General features: G+C 71.6%; 13 protein-coding genes. All 13 read left to right on the forward strand.

Annotated features, from left to right (window positions below; all coding sequences use genetic code 11):
• Nucleotides 1–4 precede the first annotated feature (4 nt).
• Entirely contained in the window at nucleotides 5–829 is an 825-nt protein-coding gene (locus HJC40_RS01825; RefSeq protein ID WP_249997831.1) for an NlpC/P60 family protein, read from the forward strand.
• Nucleotides 830–1,360: 531 nt separating this feature from the next.
• The gene (mraZ, locus tag HJC40_RS01830; RefSeq protein ID WP_249997832.1) at nucleotides 1,361–1,792 is read left to right on the forward strand and encodes a division/cell wall cluster transcriptional repressor MraZ; all 432 of its coding nucleotides are present in this window, start codon (nucleotides 1,361–1,363) and stop codon (nucleotides 1,790–1,792) included.
• 276 nt (nucleotides 1,793–2,068) lie between these two features.
• A complete protein-coding gene (gene rsmH / locus HJC40_RS01835; RefSeq protein ID WP_249997833.1) occupies nucleotides 2,069–3,127 on the forward strand; it encodes a 16S rRNA (cytosine(1402)-N(4))-methyltransferase RsmH in 1,059 nt (352 codons plus the stop codon).
• 77 nt (nucleotides 3,128–3,204) lie between these two features.
• A complete protein-coding gene (locus HJC40_RS01840) occupies nucleotides 3,205–4,140 on the forward strand; it encodes a hypothetical protein (RefSeq protein ID WP_249997834.1) in 936 nt (311 codons plus the stop codon).
• Nucleotides 4,141–4,146: 6 nt separating this feature from the next.
• Entirely contained in the window at nucleotides 4,147–6,477 is a 2,331-nt protein-coding gene (locus tag HJC40_RS01845) for a penicillin-binding transpeptidase domain-containing protein (protein WP_249997835.1), read from the forward strand.
• 84 nt (nucleotides 6,478–6,561) lie between these two features.
• A complete protein-coding gene (locus HJC40_RS01850; protein WP_374271046.1) occupies nucleotides 6,562–8,076 on the forward strand; it encodes a UDP-N-acetylmuramoyl-L-alanyl-D-glutamate--2,6-diaminopimelate ligase in 1,515 nt (504 codons plus the stop codon).
• Entirely contained in the window at nucleotides 8,073–9,458 is a 1,386-nt protein-coding gene (gene murF / locus HJC40_RS01855; RefSeq protein WP_249997836.1) for a UDP-N-acetylmuramoyl-tripeptide--D-alanyl-D-alanine ligase, read from the forward strand. The genes HJC40_RS01850 and murF overlap by 4 nt, the downstream gene beginning before the upstream one ends.
• On the forward strand, nucleotides 9,455–10,558 hold the full coding sequence (gene mraY, locus HJC40_RS01860) for a phospho-N-acetylmuramoyl-pentapeptide-transferase (RefSeq protein WP_249997837.1): 1,104 nt from the start codon (nucleotides 9,455–9,457) through the stop codon (nucleotides 10,556–10,558). Before murF ends, mraY begins: the two co-directional genes overlap by 4 nt.
• 66 nt (nucleotides 10,559–10,624) lie before the next feature.
• Entirely contained in the window at nucleotides 10,625–12,001 is a 1,377-nt protein-coding gene (locus HJC40_RS01865) for an FtsW/RodA/SpoVE family cell cycle protein (protein ID WP_249997838.1), read from the forward strand.
• Nucleotide 12,002: 1 nt separating this feature from the next.
• On the forward strand, nucleotides 12,003–13,115 hold the full coding sequence (murG, locus tag HJC40_RS01870; protein ID WP_249997839.1) for an undecaprenyldiphospho-muramoylpentapeptide beta-N-acetylglucosaminyltransferase: 1,113 nt from the start codon (nucleotides 12,003–12,005) through the stop codon (nucleotides 13,113–13,115).
• A 22-nt stretch (nucleotides 13,116–13,137) separates the two neighbouring features.
• Nucleotides 13,138–14,565 carry a UDP-N-acetylmuramate--L-alanine ligase gene (gene murC / locus HJC40_RS01875; protein WP_249997840.1) on the forward strand — a complete coding sequence of 476 codons (1,428 nt, stop codon included), beginning with the start codon at nucleotides 13,138–13,140 and terminating at the stop codon, nucleotides 14,563–14,565.
• Nucleotides 14,566–14,569: 4 nt separating this feature from the next.
• Entirely contained in the window at nucleotides 14,570–15,334 is a 765-nt protein-coding gene (locus tag HJC40_RS01880; protein ID WP_249997841.1) for a cell division protein FtsQ/DivIB, read from the forward strand.
• 296 nt (nucleotides 15,335–15,630) lie between these two features.
• Nucleotides 15,631–16,773, forward strand: a complete 1,143-nt coding sequence (ftsZ, locus tag HJC40_RS01885; protein WP_249997842.1) for a cell division protein FtsZ — start codon at nucleotides 15,631–15,633, stop codon at nucleotides 16,771–16,773.
• The last annotated feature ends 1 nt before the right edge of the window (nucleotide 16,774 follow it).

A 16,774-nucleotide genomic window follows, 5' to 3' on the forward strand; every position in this document is an offset into this window, starting at 1 on the left:
TACCGTGCGCGAACTCAGTTCGAGCCGTGGCCGCCGCATGCGCGGCGCCGGCACCGTCGCCCTGTCTCTGGGTATCTGCCTCTGCGCCGGCCAGTTGGTCGGCGTGTCGCCCGCCAGCGCTGCCGCCGCCGCTCCCATCACGGCGGCCGCTGTCTCGGCGAAGGTCAAGCCCGTCGTCACGACCAAGTTCTCCACCCGCAAGGTCAAGTACGGCGCCAAGGTCAAGGTGACCGCGAAGTACATCAACCCGACCAACGGCAAGGTGGTCACGTCCGGCACGGTGCGCCTGCAGGCGTACCGCAAGGGCAAGTGGGTCAACCAGGCCACAAAGAACCTGGGTAAGAGCGGCTCGGTGGCGCTCACCATGGCCCCGAAGGTCAGCGGTTACCTCAGGGCCGTCTACGCCGGTTCGGCCAAGTTCACCTCGCTGGCCGGTGGCAAGACGTACGTGAGCGTCACGCCGAAGGTCAGCGCGGCCAGCGGCAACAAGATCATCAACGAGGCGCGCAAGCACGTCGGCTCGCTGTACAAGTTCGGCGCGGCCGGGCCTTCGCGTTTCGACTGCTCCGGCTACACGATGTACGTCTACCGCAAGACCACCGGCAAGAAGCTGCCGCACAAGGCCAACTCGCAGCAGAAGTACGGCAAGGCGGTCGCCAAGGGCAGCAAGCAGATCGGCGACCTGGTCGTCTTCCGCAACGGCTCGTACGGCTACCACGCCGGCATCTACGCCGGCAGCGGTTACATGTACGACTCCCCGCACACCGGTGCGCGGGTGTCCAAGCGCAAGATGATCGGCTCCAACTACGTGGTCCGTCGCCTGGCCTGACAGCCGGCAGGGATCAGGACTCAGCGGGGCGCGACCGGTTCGGTCGCGCCCCACTGTCGTTCTCAAGCTGGACCGTTCTCAGGGCTCGACCGTTCGCCGGTCGGGCCCTTCTTCTTTGTCCGGGTACGGCCGCACCTGCCCGGGGCCGCCAGCGGCGCCGTCCACCACGGGCTCCCGGTCCCTCCACCATCCGCTGCCCGGCCCTCCACTTTCCTCCCCGGAGGGGGTTGACACGTTTCCTTGGCGCGAGGTTTGGGCGTGTTCGTCCGGGTTCTTGAGGGGCGTTGGAGAGGATGTCGGAAACCGGACGGGGTTGATCATGCTTTCCCGCTCCACTCCTGGCCCACCTCGCTGAGCTGGGATTTTAGGTGCGAGCAACCTTCGTGACCCCGTCCATTCCGCTTGCGAGTGGAGGGAAGTGGAGTAGAGTGGAGCGCAGTGGCAGGGCCGATGGAGAACCTCACCTGAGGGGCCTGCCGGCCCGGGTTGACAGGCGGACCGCGAACCGCCCAGGGGCAGGGGGTGGCGCCGATGTTTCTCGGCACACACACCCCACGCCTCGATGACAAGGGTCGGCTGATCCTTCCGGCGAAGTTCCGCGATGAGCTGGCGGGAGGTGTCGTGATCACCAAGGGGCAGGAACGCTGCTTGTACGTGTTCCCGATGCCGGAGTTCCAGCGCATCGCCGGTCAGCTGCGCGAGGCGCCGGTCACCAACAAGGCGGCCCGGGCTTACGGCCGGGTCTTCTTCGCCAGCGCGCACGACGAGATCCCGGACAAGCAGGGGCGGGTCACCATCCCGATCCACCTGCGGGGCTATGCCGGTCTCGACCGTGAGCTCGTGGTGATCGGGGCGAGCACCCGCGTGGAGATCTGGGACAAGCAGTCCTGGGAGGACTACCTCGCGGCGAGCGAGGACGAGTTCGCCGACATCGAGGAGGGGGTGTTGCCCGGCGGACTGTGAGGCGTGGCACTCGGCTGGGCCCGCGAAGGCCCGGACGTCACCCTTCCCGTACTGCGAGATCTCCAGCCGCTCCCGCACCTGGCGCCTCTTCCCCGGCGCCAGGCGCGTGTCCGGCCAAGGGCGCGCCCGATGGCAACGGGCACGAGCGGATGGGGATCTGGCGGTACGGACTGGCGTCCGGGAGCTGCGGAACGGTGACGGACGCGGCGGTGTGAAGCGAACAATCGGCAGGTCGGTGCCGGTGCGGGGCGCGCGTGACAGCGAGTGGGGGTCGACATGGGGGAGCATCGCGGCACGCATGTGCCGGTGCTGCTCGAGCGTTGCCTCGAGCTGCTCGCCCCGGCGCTCCAGCTGCCGGGCGCGGTGCACGTCGACTTCACGCTGGGCCTGGGCGGTCATGCCGAGGCTGTCCTCGAGCGGTTTCCCGAGGTCGTCCTGATCGGACTCGATCGCGACACCGAGGCATTGACCCACGCCCGGCACCGTCTCGCCCGGTTCGCCGGCCGTACGCACCTGGTGCACGCGGTCTACGACGAGCTGCCGCGGGTGCTCGAGGAGCTCGACCGGCCGGCGATCCACAGCGGACTGTTCGATCTGGGCGTCTCCTCGCTGCAGCTCGACGAGGCCGACCGCGGTTTCGCGTACGCCCAGGACGCTCCGCTCGACATGCGGATGGACCAGACGTCCGGCTTCACGGCCGAGCAGGTCGTCAACGAGTACGAGCCGGGCGAGCTGGTGCGCATCCTGCGCGTGTACGGCGAGGAGAAGTTCGCGACGCGGGTCGTCTCGTCGATCGTGCGCGAGCGTCAGAAGGGCCGGATCACCTCGACGTCGCGGCTCGCCGACCTGGTCAAGGAGTCGATCCCGGCCGCCGCGCGGCGAACGGGTGGAAATCCCGCAAAAAGAACGTTTCAAGCGTTACGTATTGAGGTAAATGGCGAACTCGCCGCGCTCGAGGCCGCCCTGCCGGCGGCTTTGGACGCGTTGGCGCCGAAAGGGCGCCTTGTGGTGATGAGCTACCAATCTTTGGAGGACCGGATCGTCAAGCGCGCCCTCGCCGCGAGGGCACGCAGCACCGGGCCGGTCGACCTGCCGGTCGAGCTGCCCGGGACGGGCCCGACGCTGCGGCTGCTGACAAGGGGGTCGGAGCCGGCCGGCGAGCAGGAGGTCGCGGACAACCCGCGGGCGGCTTCGGTGAAGCTGCGCGCGGTCGAGCGCCTCGATCAGGACGGTACGACCGGGGCCGCCCGCGAACGGCCCCGAATGTCTACAACGCACGGGGGACAAGGGCGGTTACGCCCGGGGGAACGGGAAGAGGGGGAGGGAAAAGCATGAGCGAGCGCAGCCAGGCGCCGCGGTCGGGGGGCCGGACCGCGGCGCAGCGTGAGGCCGGACGGCGTGACACGACAGGCATGAGCCGCGATGCGGACGCTCCGGGAAGTGCCGCCCGGGGGGCGCGGCGCTTCGCCGGTGGCGAGGGGGACGGCGGGCCGCGCCGGTCCGACACGCGCCGATCAGGGATGCGGGGCGACGACCGGACGGCCCGCGACGCGGGCCCGGAGCGGGGCGAGCCGCGCCCGGCGCGTGCCCGCGCCGCCAAGACCGACGGTGTGCGGGCCAAGGCGCGTGACACCGAGGGTGTGCGGGCCAAGGCGCGTGACACCGAGGGTGTGCGGGCCAAGGCGCGTGACATCGAGGGTGTGCGGGCCAAGGCCCGTGACGCCGCTGGTGTGCGGGCTGAGGCGCGGGACGCCGTACGGGGCAAGCGGACCGCGACGGCCGGGGCGCTCGGTGGCCGTGGCCGGGGCGCGGCGGGCCGCAAGGTGGAGGCTCCGGTCGACGGGGCCGCCGCGCTGCAGATCGAGATCACGCCCGAGCCGCTGCGGGCGACCGACGCGGCCGCCGGTCCGCGCCTGCGGGTCGCGCCGCCGCCGCCGATCAGCCGGGGACCGCGCGCGCCGTTCGTGGCGTCGATGATCGGCGTGGTGATCGTCGGGGTGCTGGGCATCCTGCTGATCAACACGAAGACCAACGAGAACTCGTTCCGCATCACCGACCTGCAGAAGCAGAACACCGCCCTGGAGAACCAGCGGCAGGATCTGGACAACCAGCTGGTCGAGGCGTCCAGCATCGGCAATCTGGACGCCGCGGCGCGCCGCCTCGGGCTGGTCAAGGCCGCCCCGGACGACGTGGCCCAGATCCGGCTGCCCGACGGAAAGATCATCAACTTCCGCGGGCCGGCCACCGGCAAGCGCTCACCGACCGCGCAGGACGCGATCGGTGAGGTTGCGCCGATCACCGACAAGGGTGCGGAGAACGTGACGCCGGCCGACGGCGCCGGGCGGTAGAGCACCATGCCGCCGCGAAACGACGACACTCCACCGCGCCGGGGCGCTCAGCCCCGGCGCGGCACGTCTCGTGACCTGCCCGACGAGGGCGAGGCGACGACCGGCCGGGCGAGCCGCGGGTTCGGCGGCATCGGCGACGCGCGGGCCTACACCCCGCGCGGCCGCACCGTGGCCGAGCGCGACCAGCGCACCCGGTCGCCCCGGGCCGGCCGTACCTCCGACCCGTTCCGCCCGGCGCTGCAGGTGCTCGACGGCGGTCAGCCGCCCCGCCGCGGACGTCAGACGGTGGAACGGGAGACGCCGGCCCCGCCCCCGGCCGAGCCGGCGAAGAAGGCCAGGCCCGAGAAGAGGCAGCCGCCCCGCAGCCGCCGGCCCGAGCCGGAGTTCGACGACGACGACGAGATCGCCCGTCCCGTCCGCCGGGGTGGGCGCACCGTCGCCGACCGTGGGCGCGGCCGGACGACCGCGAAGCCGGCCCGGCCGGGTCGCGTCACGGCCTCACCCCGTACGCCCGGGAAGGCCGGAGCCCGGCGGACCGTGACCGGACCGCGGGTCGACCGGGCCGTGCGCGCGGTCGCACCCGAACCGCCCAAGCTGGCCAACGGCATCCGGCGGCTGCGGATCGGCGCCGTCATCGCGCTGTCGCTGTTCATGATGATCGGCGTCCGCCTGGTGATCCTGCAGGTCGCCTCGTCCCCCGAGGACGCCAAGCGACTGGTCGAGCTCCGGGAGAGCCGGCTGGCCGAGGTGCGGCTGCCCGCGCCTCGGGGCAGCATCCTGGACCGGGACGGCACGGTGCTGGCCCACAGCGTGAAGGCGCGCTTCGTCGGCGCCGACCCGGAACTGGTCAAGGACCCGGTGGGGACGGCGGCCCTCCTGTCGCCGCTCATCGGGGTGCCGCAGTCCAAGCTGATCCCGCTCATGAAGCCGCACAAGCAGCCGGGTGGCAGCCAGTCGCGGTTCGAGTTCCTCGCCCAGGGCGTGGACATCTCGACCGGTGACCGGATCCTCGCGATGAAGCTCGACGGCATCGTGGTCAAGGAGGACGAACGGCGCGATGTGCCGAACGCCGACCTGGCCGCCAACCTGATCGGCTGGACCGGCGCCGACAACTCCGGTCTGGAGGGTCTCGAGGCAGGGTACGACTCGCTGCTGCGTGGCACCGACGGCGAGCGGCAGTTCGAGATCGGCAAGGGCGACCTGAACCGGCCCATCCCGGGCGGGTTCCAGAAGTCGGTCGAACCGCAGCCGGGCACCTCGCTCCAGCTCACCATCGACGGTGACCTGCAGTACGAGGTGCAGCGCATCCTGGCCGAGCAGAGCAAGAAGACCAAGGCGACGATGGCCGGCGCCGTGGTGATCGACGTCCGGACCGGTGAGGTGCTGGCCCAGGCCAGCTATCCGGCCTACAACGCCGCGAAGCCGCTGGACTACGAGCCGACCGAGCGGGACGACGCGCCGAGCAGCATCGTGGCCGACCCCGGATCGATCCACAAGGCGTTCATCTTCGGCGCGGCCCTGCAGGAGGGGTTGATCAAGCCGGACTCGACGCTGGCGATCGGCCCGGCGCTGGAGCGTGGCGGCTACCGCTTCCAGGACAGCCACATGCAGCCCAAGGGCACCAAGATGACGATCCCGGGGCTGCTGGCGTACTCGTCCAACGTGGGCACGATCCTGATCGCCGACATGCTGGGCAAGCAGAGGGTCTACGAGTATCAGCAGAAGTTCGGGCTGGGCAAGGCGACCAACGAGGGCATGCAGGGTGAGGCCGAAGGCAAGATCCTCACGCCGGACGAGTGGAGCGGCTCGGCGTCGGGCTCGGTGCCGATCGGCATGAGCGTGGACGCCACGCTGATCCAGATGGCGGCCGGCTACTCCGCGATCGCCAACGACGGGGAGTACATCCAGCCGCACCTGATCAAGTCGATGATCTCGGGCAAGACCGGCGCGGTGACCCCCGCCGCCGAGCCTGCCCGGCACCGGGTACTGGACCCGAAAGTGGCGTCCGACCTGCGCACCATGATGGAAGCCGTGGTCGACAACGACGGCGCCACGGGCACTCAGGCCGCGGTGGCCGGCTATCGGGTGGCGGGCAAGACCGGCACGGGCAAGCGGCTGATCGACGGGCAGTACACGAGCGCCAACTACGGCTCGTTCATCGGCATGGCTCCGGCCGAGAACCCGCGGTACGTCATCGCGGTGTCGGCCGACGTGCCCAAGGGCACCGGCGGCGACGTGGCCGCCCCGGCGTTCGCCAAGATGATGTCGTTCGCGCTGCTCCACTACCGGGTGCCGCCGTCCAGCACGCCGGCGCCCAAGTTCAAGATCCACCCGTGACCGGGCCGACGGCGCCGACCACGGATCCGGGTGGCCGCATGGCGTTTTTCGCGGGGCGCCGGGTACGGGGTAGGGTCTGACGCCGTGCCCGGCATTCCCCGTCCCGACTCCGTCGCTCCCTATCGGCTGGCCCGGCTGGCCGCGCTGTTGCCGGCCACGCTGACCGGCGTCGATGCCGAGGTCACGGGCGTGACCCACGACAGCCGCGCGGTCCGCCCGGGCGATCTCTACGCCGCCCTGCCCGGGGCCAACCGGCACGGCGCCGAGTTCATCGGCGACGTGGCCGCGGCCGGTGCAGCCGCCGTGCTGACCGACGCCGGTGGCCACGCCGCCGCGGTCGCCGCGGGTCTGCCCGTCCTGGTGGCCGACGACCCGCGGGCGGTGCTCGGCACCGCCGCGGCGGCGATCTACGGCGACCCGTCCGGCCGGTTGACCATGATCGGCATCACCGGCACGGCCGGCAAGACCTCGACGGCCTACCTCGTCGAGTCGGGCCTGCGGGCCGCCGGCGTGGTCACCGGGCTGATCGGCACGGTCGAGACGCGCATCGGCGACCTGGTGGTCAGCAGCGTGCGGACCACCCCGGAGGCCACCGACGTGCACGCCGTCCTCGCGGCCGGCCTGGAGCGCGGGGTCGAGGCCGTGGTGATGGAGGTGTCCAGCCACGCCCTGGCGATCGGCCGGGTCAACGGCATCGGCTTCACGGTCGGCGGCTACACCAATTTCGGCCTCGACCACCTCGACTTCCACGCCGACGCCGACGACTACTTCGCGGCCAAGGCCAAGCTGTTCGACGGGCGCTGCCGGTTCGAGGTGCTGAACCTCGACGACCCGGCGCTGCGACCGCTGTTCAAGCCGACCACGATCAGCTATTCGGCGGCCGGCGACCCGGCGGCGACCTGGTGGGCCTCCGACGTCCGCCCGGCGGAGTTCGGCCAGCGGTTCGTCGCGCACGGTCCCGGGGTCGAGCTGCAGGCCGGCGTGGCGCTGCCCGGCCGGCACAACGTCGCCAACGCCCTGCTGGCCCTGGCCGCGCTGGTCGCCGCGGGCGTCGGGGCGCAGGTCGCAGCCGACGGCATCGCCGCCTGCCCGGGGGTGCCCGGCCGGCTCGAGCGGGTCACCGCCCCGGGCGAGGTGCTCGGCGTCGTCGACTACGCGCACAAGACCGACGCGATCGTGGCCGCGCTGGCCGCGCTGCGGGAGCTGGCCACCGGCCGCGGCGGCCGGCTGATCTGCCTGCTCGGCGCGGGCGGCGACCGCGACAAGGACAAGCGCCCGCTGATGGGGGCGGCCGCCGCCCGCGGCGCCGACCTGGTCATCGTCACCGACGACAACCCGCGCACCGAGGACCCGGCCGACGTGCGCGCCGCGGTGCGGGTCGGTGCGGAACACTCCGGCGGGGCTGCGAAGATCATCGAAGTGCCCGGGCGCCGGGCCGCGATCGACGAGGCGGTCCGGCTGGCCGCGCCGGGGGACGTGATCGCGTTGCTGGGCAAGGGACACGAGCGGGGCCAGGAGGTGAACGGTCAGATGTTGCCGTTCGACGACCGGATCGAGCTTGCCGAGGCGCTGACCGCCGCGGCCGGGGGCGCCTCGTGATCCGTCTGACGCTGGCCGAGATCGCCGAGATCACCGGCGGCCAGGTGCTGAACGCCGAGCCGGAAGTCGCGGTCACCGGGGGAGTGGAGTACGACTCCCGCAAGATCTGCCCGGGTGGCCTGTTCGTCGCGTTCGAGGGTGAGAAGGTCGACGGCCACGAGTACGCGGGCACGGCGATCGCCGCGGGCGCCGCCGCCGTGCTGAGCACCCGCGACACCGGGCAGCCGGGCGTGGTCGTCGCGGAGCCCCTGGCCGCCCTGGCCGCGCTGGCCCACGCCGTCGTGGCGCGGCTCGACGGGCTCACCGTGGTCGGGCTGACCGGCTCGAGCGGCAAGACCACGACCAAGGACTACATCGGCCAGCTGCTCGCCCGGCTCGGGCCGACCGTGGCGCCGGCCGGGTCGCTCAACAACGAGCTCGGGTTCCCTTACACGGTGCTCCAGGCGACGACCGAGACGCGCTTCCTCGTGCTCGAGATGGGCGCCCGGGGCGTCGGGCACATCCGCTACCTGACCGGCATCGCGCGGCCGTCGATCGGCGTGGTGCTGAACGTCGGGGCGGCCCACCTGGGCGAGTTCGGCTCGGTCGAGGGCACCGCGCGAGCCAAGGGCGAGCTGGTCGAGGCGCTGCCGGCCGACGGGGTGGCGGTGCTCAACGCCGACGACCCGCTCGTCGCGGCGATGGCCTCGCGGACGGACGCCCGGGTGCTGTACACCGGCGAGTCGCCGGAGTCCGGGGTGCGAGCGACGGAGATCAGCCTCGATCCGGCCGGCCGGGCGTCCTACACCTTGTCCTTCGAGGGCCGGACGGCGAAGGTCACGCTGGTCGTCGCCGGGCGGCACCAGGTCGCCAACACGCTGGCCGCCGCCGCGGTGGCGCTGTCGGCCGGGATGCCGGTCGACCAGGTCGCCGCCGCGCTCGGCGAGGTCGGCGTCGTGTCGACCCGCCGGATGGACGTCTTCACCCGCCCCGACGGCGGCACGGTCATCGACGACACCTACAACGCCAACCCGTCCTCCATGGCGGCCGCGCTGCACGCTCTCGCCGCCATGGCCGGCGGGCGCCGCACCACCGCCGTGCTGGGCTACATGGCCGAGCTGGGCGAGCACGAGCGCTCCGGTCACGAGGAGGTCGGCCGGCTCGCCGCCGAGCTCGGCGTGAACCGGCTGATCGTGGTCAGCGCCGAGGCCGCGGCCCTGGCGGACGGCGCGCACACCGTCGAGGGGTGGAAGGGCCGGGCCGTGGTCGTGCCCGATCAGGCCTCGGCCATCGAGCTTCTCGCCGGCGACCTGAACGGCGGGGATGTCGTGCTGGTCAAGGGTTCCCGGTACCGCACGTGGGACGTGGTGGACTCACTGCGTCCCGAGGAGGTTCGCCCGTGAGGGCAGTCATCGTCGCGGCCGCGGTCGCGTTCATCATCTCGCTGTTCGGCACCCCGGTGGCCATCCGTGTCTTCACGGCGATGAAGGCCGGCCAGCCGATCCGCAGCCTCGGGCCGGCGAGCCACCAGGGCAAGAAGGGCACGCCCACGATGGGCGGGGTCGCGTTCATCATTGCCACCGTCTTCGCGTACGCGGCCGGGCATGTCGCCCTGACCACGCTGCCCGAGCGGCAGATCGCGCAGGAATCGCCGACCATGACCGCCCTGGTCCTGCTCGGCCTGTTCGTGTTCTGCGGAGTGGTCGGCTTCCTCGACGACTTCCTCAAGATCCGCCGCCGCAACTCCGACGGCCTGAGCGCCAAGGGCAAGCTGCTCGGCCAGTTGATCGTCGGCACCGCGTTCGCCATCGTCGCGCTCTACGTGCCCAGCACCAACGGCGAGACGGTGGCCAGCGAGCACATCTCGTTCATCCGCGACATCAGCTGGCTCGACGTCGGCAAGGTGGGCTCGGTGCTGGTCTTCGTCTTCGTCATCATGGCGATGTCGAACGGCGTGAACCTCACCGACGGTCTCGACGGTCTCGCCACCGGCGCCTCGATCCTGGTGCTCGGGGCGTACGCCCTGATCGGCTTCTGGCAGTACCGCCACTGGTGCGGTGACTCGGACTACGCCCGGGCCAACGACTACTGCTATCAGGTCCGAGATCCGCTGGAGATCGCGATGATCGCCGCGGCGGCCGCGGCGGCCTGTGTGGGCTTCCTGTGGTGGAACACGTCGCCGGCGCGGATCTTCATGGGCGACGCCGGCGCGCTCGGGCTCGGTGGCCTGATCGGCGGTCTGGCCGTGGCCACCCGCACGACGCTGCTCTCGGTCATCATCGGCGGGCTCTTCGTGATCATCACGATGTCCCTGGTGATCCAGATCGTCTCCTTCAAGACCACCGGCAAGCGGGTCTTCCGCATGTCGCCGCTGCATCACCACTTCGAGCTGGCCGGCTGGAGCGAGGTCAACATCGTGGTGCGGTTCTGGATCGTGGCCGGCATCTGCGTCGCCATCGGCCTGGGACTGTTCTATTCAGACTTCCTGGCGGTCATGGGATAGAACACTTCTCGCGACACGCCCGGGTGGTGACACCGGCCCGCGTGCCGCCGGGACGATGATGAGGGAATGGCGGAACGGACCGATCAGGCACCCCGCCCGTCACTGAGCCGGCAGTTGCTGCCCGCGGTGCACGGGATGCTGGCGCGGCCGCTCTCCTCGTACTATCTGCTGCTCGCCAGCTCCGGTCTGCTGCTGCTGATCGGCCTCACGATGGTCTTCTCGGCGACCAGCGTGAAGGCGTACGCCGAGGACGGGAACGCGTTCAGCGCGATCGCCAACCAGGCCGTCTTCGCGCTGCTCGGCCTGTTCGCGTTCTGGGTCTGCCAGCGCCTGCCCGCCCGGACGCTGCGCGACCTCGGCAAGTTCGTGCTCGGCGCGGCCATCGTGATGCTCTTCGTGCTCGACCTGCTGGGCGCGCTGAAGTCGGTCGGCCTGCTCGACAAGCCGCGCATCGGCCCGGTCCACGCCGAGTTGCTCTGGCTGTACTTCGGCCCGGTCGGTCTGCAGCCGGCCGAGTTCGCCAAGCTGGGCATGGTGCTGTGGGGGGCCGACGTGATCGCCCGCAAGGGCGCCGCCCTGGGGCACTGGCGCGAGCTGTCCCGCCCGCTGTTCCCCGTCGTCGGCCTGCTGTTCGTGCTGGTCGGCTATAACGACCTGGGCAGCATGCTGGTGCTGCTGGCGCTCATCATCGGGCTGCTGTGGGCGGCCGGCGTCCGGCTGCGGGTCTTCGCCGCGCTCGGCGTGCTCGGCCTGGCCGGCATCAGCCTGCTGATCGCGGCCGCCTCCGGCGGCGCCGGCTCGGGCCAGGCCGGCGAGGAGAACTATCGGCTCGCCCGGCTCACCAACTTCCTGCAGCCGCTCGAGTCGTGCGACGTCGACGGGCCCTGCTACCAGCTGATCCAGGCCCGCTCGGCGATCTTCGAGGGCGGCTGGTTCGGGGTGGGCCTGGGCAAGGGCGCGCTCAAGTGGAACTGGCTGCCCGAGGCCGACAACGACTTCATCTTCGCCGTGGTCGCCGAGGAGCTGGGCGTGGTCGGCTGTGCGGTGATCCTGGCGCTGTTCTCGGTGCTGGCCTACACCGGTTTCCGGATCGCCCGCCGCTCGCACGACCCGTTCCGCCGCCTGGCCGCGGCCGCGATCACCACCTGGCTGGTCGCCCAGGCCGTGATCAACATCGGCGGCGTGACCGGCATGCTGCCCATCACCGGCCTCCCGCTGCCCTTCATCTCCGCAGGTGGCAGTGCCCTGGTCGTCACGCTGGCGGCGGTCGGCATGCTGGCCTCGTTCGCCCGCGCCGAGCCGGATGCGTCACGTGCCCTGAACGCCCGTCCGCCCGCTCGGTGGGTACGGCTAGTCTGGGCCCCGCTGCCGCCGCTCCCCCCGCCCCGGCGGCCGGGCCCGACCCGGGCCACAGCGGCGGCGGGGGCTGATGGGAGACGGTGAGATGGGGATGCTGCGGTCGGTCGTGCTTGCCGGGGGAGGCACCGGCGGTCACATCTACCCGCTGCTCGCCTTCGCCGATGCGGTGAGGCGGCACTATCCCGAGGTGCGGATCACCACGCTGGGCAGCCCCAAGGGCATGGAGAACGAGCTGATCCCGCCGGCCGGCTACGACCTGCGGGTGATTCCCGCGTTCCAGCTGCCGCGGTCGGTCAACCTCAACCTGCTGCGCACGCCCGACCGCATGTACAAGTCGTCGCACGCGGCCGGCAAGATCCTCGACGAGGTCAAGGCCGACGTCGTGGTGGGCTTCGGCGGTTACGTGTCGGTCCCGGCCTACCTGGCGGCGTGGCGGCGCGAGACGCCGATCGTGATCCACGAGGTCAACGTGCCGCCGGGAGTGGCCAACCGGATGGGCATGAAGTTCACCAAGAACGTCGCCGTCGGGTTCCCGCAGCAGCCGCAGCAGGCCGAGTCGCTCAGGGACGCCCGGGTCGTCGGCGTCCCGCTGCGGACAGCTCTGACCCACCTCGACCGGGCCGCGCTCCGGCCGCAGGCGCTCCACCACTTCGGTCTGCGCCCCGACCTGCCGGTGCTGTTCGTCTCGGGCGGCTCGTCGGGCGCCCGCACGATCAATCTGGCCGTGGCCGCCGCGGCCAAGCGTCTGGCCCACGCGGGCATCCAGGTGCTGCACGTGCAGGGCGGTCGCAACGACCCGTTCGACGTGCCCACCGACCTCCCGGTGCCCTACGTCGTGATCCCGTACCTGTCGGACATGCAGCTCGGCTATGCCGCCGCCGACCTCATGCTCTGCCGCAGCGGCGCGATCACGGTGGCCGAGACGACGGCGCTGGGCGTTCCCGCCGTCTACGTGCCCTACCCGTTCAGCAACCAGGAGCAGAAGCGCAACGCCCTGCCGGTGGTCGAGGCGGGCGGCGGCATCCTGGTCGACAACGACGAGTGCACCCCCGAGTGGATCGAGCAGAACGTCATCCCGCTGGCCCGGGACTACCAGCGCCTCGCCGTGATGGGCCAGGCGGCCGCCCGGTACGGTCGTCGCGACGGTGACGAGGCGCTGCTCGAATTCGTTCTCGAAGCCGTGGCGAAGACCCGATGAACCTGGTTGAGGGAGTGGATCTGTGAACACGGCGGAGCTCAGGCCGGCCGGCGAGGTGACCGCCGAGGATCTCGGCACCGTGCACCTCATCGGCATCGGCGGGGTGGGCATGGCCGGGCTGGCCCGCCTGCTGCTCACCCGGGGTGTCCCGGTCTCGGGCAGCGAGCTGCGCGAGTGGCCGGCGCTGGCCGGGCTGCGGGCGCTGGGCGGCACCGTGCACATGTCCCACGTCGCCGAGAACCTCGACGGGGTCGACACGGTCGTCTACTCGACCGCGATCCCGTACGAGCATCTCGAGCTGGCCGAGGCGCGCCGGCGCGGGCTCCGCATCCTGCACCGCTCCGAGGCGCTGGCCGCCGCCATGACCAACCGGCAGACGATCGCGGTGGCCGGCACCCACGGCAAGACCACGACCACGTCGATCATGACGGTGATCCTCCAGCACGCCGGGCAGGACCCGTCCTTCGTGATCGGCGGCGAGATCAGCGAGGCCGGCTCCAACGGCCACCACGGCACCGGCCCGCACTTCGTGGCCGAGGCCGACGAGAGCGACAAGTCGTTCCTGATCTACCGGCCGCACGTCGCGATCATCACCAACATCGAGGGCGACCACCTCAACAACTGGGGCGACCTCGACGGGCTCAAGGCCGGCTTCCAGCAGTTCGCCGAGCTCACCGCGGCCGACGGCTTCGTGGTCACCTGCGCCGACGACCCCGGCACGCGGGGCCTGATCGAGGCGCTGCGCGCCCAGGGCCGGACGGTTCTCACGTACGGCGAGTCGCCCGACGCCGACCTGCGCATCAGCGACGTGGTCTCGACCGCCAGCGGGGTGCGTTACGAGGCCGAGCTCGACGGCAAGCCGCTCGGCGAGTTGCACCTGGCGCTGCCCGGCAAGCACATGGGGCTCAACAGCGCCGCCGCCGTGCTGACCGCGCTCCGGCTGGGCTTGCCGCTCGACAAGATCGTCGAGGCGCTGGCGTCGTTCCCGGGGGTCCGGCGGCGCTTCGAGCGCAAGGGCATCGCGGCCGGCGTGCGGGTCTACGACGAGTACGCGTACCACCCGACCTCGGTCGAGGCGGCGCTGCGGACCCTGCGCGAGGTGGCCGGTGACGGCCGGCTGCTGGTGGTCTTCCAGCCGTACCGGGTCTATCGCACCCGCGACCTGCAGGCCGAGCTGGCCCGCGGTCTGAGCCTGGCCGACCAGGTCATCTGCATGGAGGTCTTCGGGCCGGGCGAGGTGCGCCAGCCCGGCGAGGGCGGGGTGGCGCTGACCGCGGCCGTCGACCTGCCGGCCGACCACAAGGTCTTCGTGCCCGACTGGGAGGACGTGCCGCGCGAGGTCGTGCGGCGCAGCCGGCCGGGCGACGTCGTGGTCACCATGGGCGCCCCGCCGATCTCGCTGATGGGCGACGAGCTGCTGGCCGCGCTCGACGACGCCGACCGGCGCTAGCCTCATGAGCGGCGGGGGACGCAACTGGAGGCTGGTGCGGGCGGACACCGACGCGGTGCCGTCGTCCGCGCGGCGCTTCATGGCCCGCGCCCGCCAGCGCAAGATGCGCGCCGCCCTGCCCTGGGCCGTCGGCGCGGGGGTGCTGGCCGTGATCGGGGTAGTGGCCTGGCTCGTCTACGGCACTTCCGTGCTGGGGGTGCGCCACGTCGACGTGGTCGGCGTCGAGTTGCTCACGCCGGTGCAGGTCGAGCAGGCCGTCGCCGTGCCGTCCGGCGAGCCGCTGGCCCGGGTCGACCTCGGCGCGGTGCGGGTGCGGGTGCGGGATCTGCCCCCGGTCGACCGGGTGGTGGTGCGGCGCAGCTGGCCGTCCACCCTGGTCGTCGAGGTCGTGGAGCGTACGCCGGTGGCCGCCGTGCCGCAGGCCGGGCAGTTCTCGGTGATCGACCGCGCCGGCGTTCCCTACCGCGTGGTCAAGGAGGCGCCGAGGGGTCTGCCGCTCGTGCGGGTGGACTGGCCCGGCCCGTCCGATGTGAACACGCGGTCGGCGCTGACCGTGCTGGCCGCGCTCAGCGAGGAACTGCGCGAGCAGGTGCTGGCGGTCTCGGTCCGGACTCCGGCTCAGATCCGCCTCGAGCTCCGCAAGGACCGCACCGTGGTGTGGGGCGACGACACCCAGAGCGAGACCAAGAGCCAAGTGGCGACCGCCCTGTTGAAGCGGGCCGGTCAGGAGATCGACGTCAGCGCCCCGACCGTGGTGACGATCCGGTAGCATCGACTCCAAAGCGGACATTGAGGCCGAAACGTCTCAAAGTGGCCGAGGTTACGGCTCCGTCGGATTTTCGCCACTCAAGCGGGCGCCGACACGCCGCGCCGGGTCTTTGGTTGACGTCGGAAGTCCGCTTACGTTGCCACCAGAGGCTGAGTGGTTGACATAACCCTAAGCCTCTAGTAGAGGGTGAGGGTTTCCTCGCCCTCCCTTGTCCGGCAGCGGGTGTCGAAGGTGCGGTCTGGCCGGACCGCACGGGGCCCACGACATCCACAACCCTGGAAGGGAAGGCTGAGCCCATGACACCTCCCCATAACTACCTGGCGGTCATCAAGGTCGTCGGGATCGGCGGCGGCGGCGTGAACGCTGTGAACCGCATGATCGAGGTCGGGCTCAAGGGCGTCGAGTTCATCGCGATCAACACCGACGCCCAGGCGCTGCTGATGAGCGATGCCGACGTCAAGCTCGACGTCGGCCGCGAGCTGACCCGGGGCCTCGGCGCCGGCGCGCAGCCCGAGGTCGGCAAGAACGCCGCCGAGGACCACCGCGACGAGATCGAAGAGGTGCTCAAGGGCGCCGACATGGTCTTCGTGACGTGTGGCGAGGGCGGCGGCACCGGCACCGGCGGCGCGCCCGTGGTGGCCAACATCGCCCGCAAGCTCGGCGCGCTCACCATCGGCGTGGTCACCCGGCCGTTCTCCTTCGAGGGCAAGCGCCGTCAGGTGCAGGCCGAGTCGGGCATCGACGAGCTGCGCAACCAGTGCGACACGCTCATCGTCATCCCGAACGACCGGCTCCTCGCGCTGGGCGATCGCGGGATCAGCATGATGGACGCGTTCCGTCAGGCCGACCAGGTGCTGCTCTCCGGCGTGCAGGGCATCACCGACCTGATCACCACCCCCGGTCTGATCAACCTGGACTTCGCCGACGTCAAGAGCGTGATGAGCGGCGCCGGCAGCGCCCTCATGGGCATCGGCAGCGCCCGCGGCGACAACCGCGCGGTCGAGGCGGCCGAGAAGGCGATCTCGAGCCCGCTGCTCGAGCAGAGCATGGACGGCGCCCGCGGCGTGCTGCTCTCCATCGCCGGCGGTTCCGACCTGGGCCTGTTCGAGATCAACGACGCGGCCCAGCTGGTCACCGACGCGGCGCACCCGGACGCCAACATCATCTTCGGCGCGGTCATCGACGACGCGCTCGGGGACGAGGTGCGGGTCACCGTGATCGCGGCGGGCTTCGACGGGGGCACGCCCTCCTACAAGCCGTCCGAGCCGGCCCGCAAGGTGATCCAGCAGCCGGCCGAGCGGTTGACGCCGCAGCCTCCGGCGACCACGGTGTCGACGCCGGCTGCGGCCACGCCGCCACCGCCGGCGGCCACGCCGACGCCTCGCCGGGTGCTCTTCGACGACGTCGACGTGCCGGACTTCCTCAAGAACGGCTCCTGAC

It is taken from the genome of Actinoplanes sp. M2I2 (assembly GCF_023544445.1).
In the GTDB taxonomy this organism is placed as follows: Bacteria; Actinomycetota; Actinomycetes; order Mycobacteriales; family Micromonosporaceae; genus Actinoplanes.